This is a genomic window from Rhodopirellula sp. JB055, from assembly GCF_043100905.1.
GTDB lineage: Bacteria > Planctomycetota > Planctomycetia > Pirellulales > Pirellulaceae > Rhodopirellula.
Window position 1 is genome coordinate 1 of sequence record NZ_JBICHO010000307.1, and the last position, 5,663, is coordinate 5,663.

5 protein-coding genes and 1 pseudogene are annotated in these 5,663 nt (G+C 56.1%); all 6 read right to left on the bottom strand.

The window, feature by feature from the left end; translation table 11 throughout:
* Positions 1-325: pseudogene (locus ACF8AM_RS12090) on the bottom strand (molybdopterin oxidoreductase); the annotation flags it as partial.
* Positions 326-330: 5 nt separating this feature from the next.
* Positions 331-1,266: a GAF domain-containing protein gene (locus tag ACF8AM_RS12095; RefSeq protein WP_392555874.1), complete on the bottom strand. Its 936-nt coding sequence runs from the start codon at positions 1,264-1,266 to the stop codon at positions 331-333.
* 12 nt (positions 1,267-1,278) lie between these two features.
* The gene (locus tag ACF8AM_RS12100) at positions 1,279-2,127 is read right to left on the bottom strand and encodes an ABC transporter ATP-binding protein (RefSeq protein WP_392555875.1); all 849 of its coding nucleotides are present in this window, start codon (positions 2,125-2,127) and stop codon (positions 1,279-1,281) included.
* An 89-nt stretch (positions 2,128-2,216) separates the two neighbouring features.
* Positions 2,217-3,215, bottom strand: a complete 999-nt coding sequence (locus ACF8AM_RS12105) for an ABC transporter ATP-binding protein (RefSeq protein ID WP_392555876.1) — start codon at positions 3,213-3,215, stop codon at positions 2,217-2,219.
* The gene (locus ACF8AM_RS12110) at positions 3,212-4,327 is read right to left on the bottom strand and encodes an ABC transporter permease (RefSeq protein WP_392555877.1); all 1,116 of its coding nucleotides are present in this window, start codon (positions 4,325-4,327) and stop codon (positions 3,212-3,214) included. Before ACF8AM_RS12110 ends, ACF8AM_RS12105 begins: the two co-directional genes overlap by 4 nt.
* A gap of 96 nt (positions 4,328-4,423) precedes the next feature.
* Positions 4,424-5,663, bottom strand: a 1,240-nt coding sequence (locus tag ACF8AM_RS12115; protein WP_392555878.1) for a CmpA/NrtA family ABC transporter substrate-binding protein, incomplete at its 5' end; no start/stop codon positions are given.

Genomic DNA, 5,663 nt, shown 5'->3' on the forward strand with positions numbered 1-5,663 from the left:
AACCACTGCAGGTGTCGAGGTTCACGTCAAAGGCGAATTGCTGTCCTGGTCCCGGTGGGCTGGCTGGCATCAGCTTGGAATAGTAGCGAGCTTGTGCGGGTTGGTCCGCGGTTGGACTCGCAATTTGTTCTTCGGCGGTGCCGTTGTCATGCGCTACGGCAAAGTCTTCCACCGCGGTCAGTGTTTGCTGCTCTTGTAGCAGGAGGCTGACCAAGTCGAACGAGTCGCCTTGACCTTCGATCGGCAACCCCGGTGATGGCACTGCGACGTTCGCAGCGCCATCGGGGTGGGCGAAATTCGGTTCGGTGGGAAGAGGACTGGACATGAAAATCAGAACATCCAAACGGTGATGGAGCTGAGGTGGGTTCCGTCAAAAAACGGGATGGCGAGACCCGCGGTTGGGCACGGCATGACACGCTCAGCGGGTCGGTTGAGCAGCAACGCCTCCATGTCTTCCAACAGCACGACACGTTGATGTTCGGCCACCAATCCCAGGATGCCGGTCTTCAATGGAACTCGTGTTCCAGGTTCCAGACGAAACGCGTTTTCGACATCGCCGTAGGTTTGGCTGGCCAGTTCGCATTCGTTGCCGTCGATCTTCCAGACCTCAATCGCGCGGGCCATGGGCGACCGTTTGGATTGAATCAACACCGCAGAGGAGAGATACTCGTTGGCAACAATGGGGAACCCGATGGCCGAGTGAAGCAGGTCCGCGGAAGCGCCGGCAGCGCGCAAAAAGCCGATGTGATTGGCCAGGTCGTCTTGGGCCAACGCTTGGCCGTTTTCCCAGATCACACCCGGAAGACCGTTGCCTTTCTCAAAACGCACGAACGAACTGACGTTTTGAAAACGTTCGAGTTTCCCGTAGTAGCCTTCTTGCAAGGCGACTTCATCGTACAAGCCGACCGGCCGCCAAACTTCGAACACACCGACCGGGTCTGGGATCGCTTCATTGGGTGATTTCGCGAACAAGACGATGACGGATTGGATTGTGCCGTCGTAGTGAACCGGGATCGCCATCGCCGCGGCTGCGTCCGGGGGCAGCATCGCTGGGTCTTGAACCACAATCGCATCGGATTTCTGAAGGCAGCGCTGCGCGATTGCCAATGCCGCGGCGTCGCAGTCCGGCGAGAAATCATCCGTGCCGATGACGGCACAAACATGAACGCCCTGCAGATAACATTGATCTGAGACGGCGAGCGGTGGCAATGAGTTACGCAAAGTGATCGAAGCGTTGGATGGATCTGAGATGGAGGTGGATGTCATGTTGGCAACCTTTTAATTGGCACTGGCGGTTGCGAGTTCAGCTTGTTTTTCCTTGGCACGTTTTTCCGCATCGGCTTTCAGTTTTTTGTGGTCTTGGTCTTCCAGGAACTGAATCATTTTGCCTCGGAAATCGTAGTACTCCGGGTGATCGAGCACGTCGGCACGAACACGCGGGCGTTCAAACGGCAAGCTGAAGATGGCACCGACTTTGGCGCGAGGACCGTTGGTCATCATCACCACGCGATCGCTCATGAAGAGCGCTTCGTCGACGTCGTGCGTGACCATCACCGTGGTGACTTTGTCGCGAATCAGGATCTCCAAGAGGATCTCTTGAAGTTCCATCCGAGTGAGCGAATCAAGCATGCCGAAGGGCTCATCGAGCAACAGCATCTTGGGCCGCAGCGCGAACGCTCTCGCGATGCCAACACGCTGCTGCATGCCTTGGCTGAGGTCCTTGGCTCGCTTGTGCAGGTTGCTGCCCAAGCCGACGAGATTGAGATAGTACGAAGCCAATTCACGACGGTCTTTCTTGCTCGCTTGCAAGTAAACTTGGTTCACGCCCAGCATCACGTTTTCTAGAGCCGTCATCCATGGCATCAAACATGGTGACTGAAACACGACACCACGATCGGGGCCGGGACCGTCAATTTCGCGGCCATCGATGGCGACTCCGCCCGTCGTGATTGGGTTCAGCCCGGCGACCATGGTCAGCACAGTGCTCTTGCCGCAACCAGAGTGCCCGAGCAGTGAAACGTACTCGCCCTTTTCAAGGTTGAGATCGAATTCCTCGACAATCACGACCGGCCCATTGTGGGTGTCGTAGGTCTTGCCAAGTCGGAACATTTCAACGTAGCCACGCATGTTCGGTTCAGGGTTTGGGGAGGTGAAGGTGTGGGGAATTCACATCGGAGGATGCGTTGCCGAGACGAACGCATCACGATTCAGGACGACTAGCGAGGACCGGTGTTGAAGACGGCTCGCGAAGGACGCGTCAAGTCAGAGGGTTCGATGGCGGGCAAGTGGAATGACTGAGTTGGGTTGGCGGCCGACTCATCACGGCGTGCCTTTTGTCGAACGGCGACCAAGTAGTTGGTCACGGCGTTGCGAAGTCCTTTGAACTCTTCGTTGTCGTTCAGTTCGGTTTTGTTTCGTGGGCGATCGATGCCCACGGTGAACACGGGGCCCAGCGATGCATTGGGGCCAGGGTTCAGCGGCACGATGCGATCGGCGACCATGATCGCCTCGTCAACATCGTTGGTGATCATCACGCACGTTTGCTTTTCTTCGCTCCAAATCTTCAGGATCTCGTCACCGAGTTGGCCGCGTGTCAGTGCGTCCAGTGCGGAGAGAGGTTCGTCGAGTAGCAGGACTTTGGGTTTGAGTGCCAATGTCCGTGCGAGGCTGGTTCGTTGACGCATCCCACCGGACAATTCGTGCGGGCGACGGTGCGCCGCGTGACTGAGTCCGACCATGTCGATGAACTTCTCGACATGTTCGCGTCGTTGTTCCCGTGACCACTCTTTGAAGACCGCGTTGACGGACAGTGCGATGTTGCCACGAACGGTCAGCCAAGGCAGCAGCGAATAGTTTTGAAACACCATCCCGCGATCCGGTGACGGGCCTTTGATGGGCTCGTCGTTCATGGTGATCGTGCCTTCGTCCGGTGCAATCAGTCCGGCCAGCAGTTGTGTGAACGTCGTTTTGCCACTGCCGCTGAAACCAACCACCGCCAAAAACTCGCCTTCACGAATGTTGAGGTTGATGTTTTGCAGAACTTCGTTGCGCGTCACACCACTGCCGTACCCTTTGCAAACGCCTCGCATCTGCAGGATGGGTTTGGGAGCCGACGAGACAGGTCGTCGCTTGACCTTGGGAGTTGTTTCGAGAACCGTGCTCATGTTTGCACCGATGGATGAGGAAAGAGAAGAAACCGAGACATCCAAAATCAAACGGGAGATGGATTGCCGAAGCTCACCAAGTTGCGGAAGAAGATCATGATGCGGTCCAAGACCAATCCAATCAGTCCGATGACGATCACGCTGAAGGCGATGCGTGCGTAGGTCAATTCGCTACCGTTTTGGAATTCATCCCAAACGAATTTTCCGAGACCCGGGTTTTGAGCGAGCATGTCCGCGGCGATCAAAACCATCCAGCCAACGCCCAGACTGATCCGCATGCCCGCGAACATCAGTGGCAAGCTGGCCGGCAAAATGATCTTGGTCAAACGCTGCCACCAAGACAGTCGCAGCACGTCGGCGACATTGATGAAGTCCTTGTCGACGCTGGCAACACCGAGCGTTGTGTTGACCAAGGTCGGCCAGAGCGAGCACAAGCAAACGGTCGAAGCGGAAATCAAAAACGCTTTGTTGAAGAACGTTTCACCGCTGGAGTAGCCAGCGTAGTACCACATGATGACGATGAACGCCAAAGGAAGCCAAGCCAGCGGGCTGACAGGTTTGAAGATCTGAATGAACGGTGTCATGGCGGCGTTGAACCAGGGGCTCATCCCACAGAGAACTCCGACAGGAACCGCAACGATCGTGGCCAGGAAGAAGCCAAAGAAGACCGTTTTGACGCTGGTCCAGATCTGGTCGATGAACGTCGGAGCACTGGAGGGCGTGAAGTTAGCCGCCGTGACGGCTCGCTTTTTCAGTGCCAACGATTTGTTTTCGAGAATCGTTTGTGTTTCGCCGGATGCCTCGGCAGCAGCGGCGGTGTAGGCATTCGATTCGGCTAACAACTGAACCGCTTCGGTCAACTTCTCTTGTTTCGCAGCTTTGTCAGCAGCGCGTTGATCGTAGTGCATCGCGATCAGGTGCGTCCCCGCGGCCCAAGTCGCTTGAGGGCTTGGCAGTTTGGCACTGTCCGTCACCACGTTGGATGCAGCACCTGCCCAGAGCATCAAGAACACGCACACGGCGGCGATGGGCAACAAGATGAATTTCGCGATTCCGATGCACTGTTCCCGTTTGTCTTCGCCTGCTGCCAGGCGAATGAACGGTTCGAGAATCGGAAGACCGGCCACGTCACAGAAACGGAGAAGATTGCCACGCCAGTTCATCGGGGATACGTCCAGAAAATGGTGAAGGGATGGATGCTAGGAAGAGGAGGACACCGGGCTCTCGTGAACCCGGCTTGGGTGACGACTTCTTGGCGGCTACTTCTTGGCCAAGGATTCGTCGTCCTTGTTGCCAATTCCGAAGCTGTTGATGTAGCCAATCGGGTCTTTCGCGTCGTACTTGTTCCCGTCGATGAACTCGGTCGTGACCGCGCGGTAACCGTCGTAATCCGGAGCCGGGATTTCGTTTGGATCGAGTTTGCCTTCGCTGATCAGCATTTCAGCGGCTTGGCGATAGATCTCAGGTTTGTAGATCTTCTTGGCTGTTTCGGCGTACCAACTGGCGGGTTTGGATTCTGTGATTTGTCCCCAACGCCGCATCTGCGTGAGGAACCAAATCGCATCGCTGTAGTGCGGGTAGCTGGCTTCGTGTTTGAAGAACACATTGAAGTCGGGCATCTCGCGAACGTCGGTGGATTGGAAGACAAACGTGCCCATCATCGAATTGCCAATCACCTCTTTCTCAGCACCGACGTAGTCTTTGCCGCTGAGAATCTCGACGGCTTCTTCGCGGTTGACCAATTTGCCGGAGTCATCGGTGGCATCCAACCATTTGCCCGCGCGAATCAGAGCCTTGATCACGGCCAAGTGAGTTTGTGGGTGCTCCTCGGCCCAGGATTCTGCGACCCCGAATACCTTCTCAGGATTGTTCTTCCAAATGTCGTAGTTCGTCGTGACCGGGACACCGATGCCAGTCACCACGGCTTTTTGATTCCAAGGTTCGCCAACGCAGTAACCTTTGACGATGTCCGCTTCCAAGTTCTGTGGCATCTGAGGCGGCGGCACAGTCGACAATTTGACTTGTGCGTCCGTGAAACCTTTGATGTCCGAATCGGTGTACATGCCGGGATGAATTCCCGATGCGGCCAACCAATAACGGATTTCGTAGTTGTGAGTGCTGACCGGGAACACCATGCCCATGGGGAATGGTTCGCCTGCGTCTTGCAGGTACTGTTCGACGATTGGTTTCAGGCTGGCTGCACTGATGGGATGTTTCGGTGTGGGGCTTTTCAGTGCCGGATCGTTTTCCTGCATCTGCGCCCAAACTTCGTTGCTGACCGTGATGCCGTTGCCGTTGTAGTCCAGGCTGTAAGCGGTCACGATCGGCGACTTGGTCCCGATGCCGATCGTCGCCCCGATAGGTTGACCGGCCAACATGTGAGCCCCGTCGAGTTGGCCGTTGATGACGTTGTCGAGCAGAATTTTCCAGTTCGACTGGGTTTCCAACGTGACGTTCAAGCCCTCGTCATCGAAGTAGCCTTTTTCCTTGGCGATCACC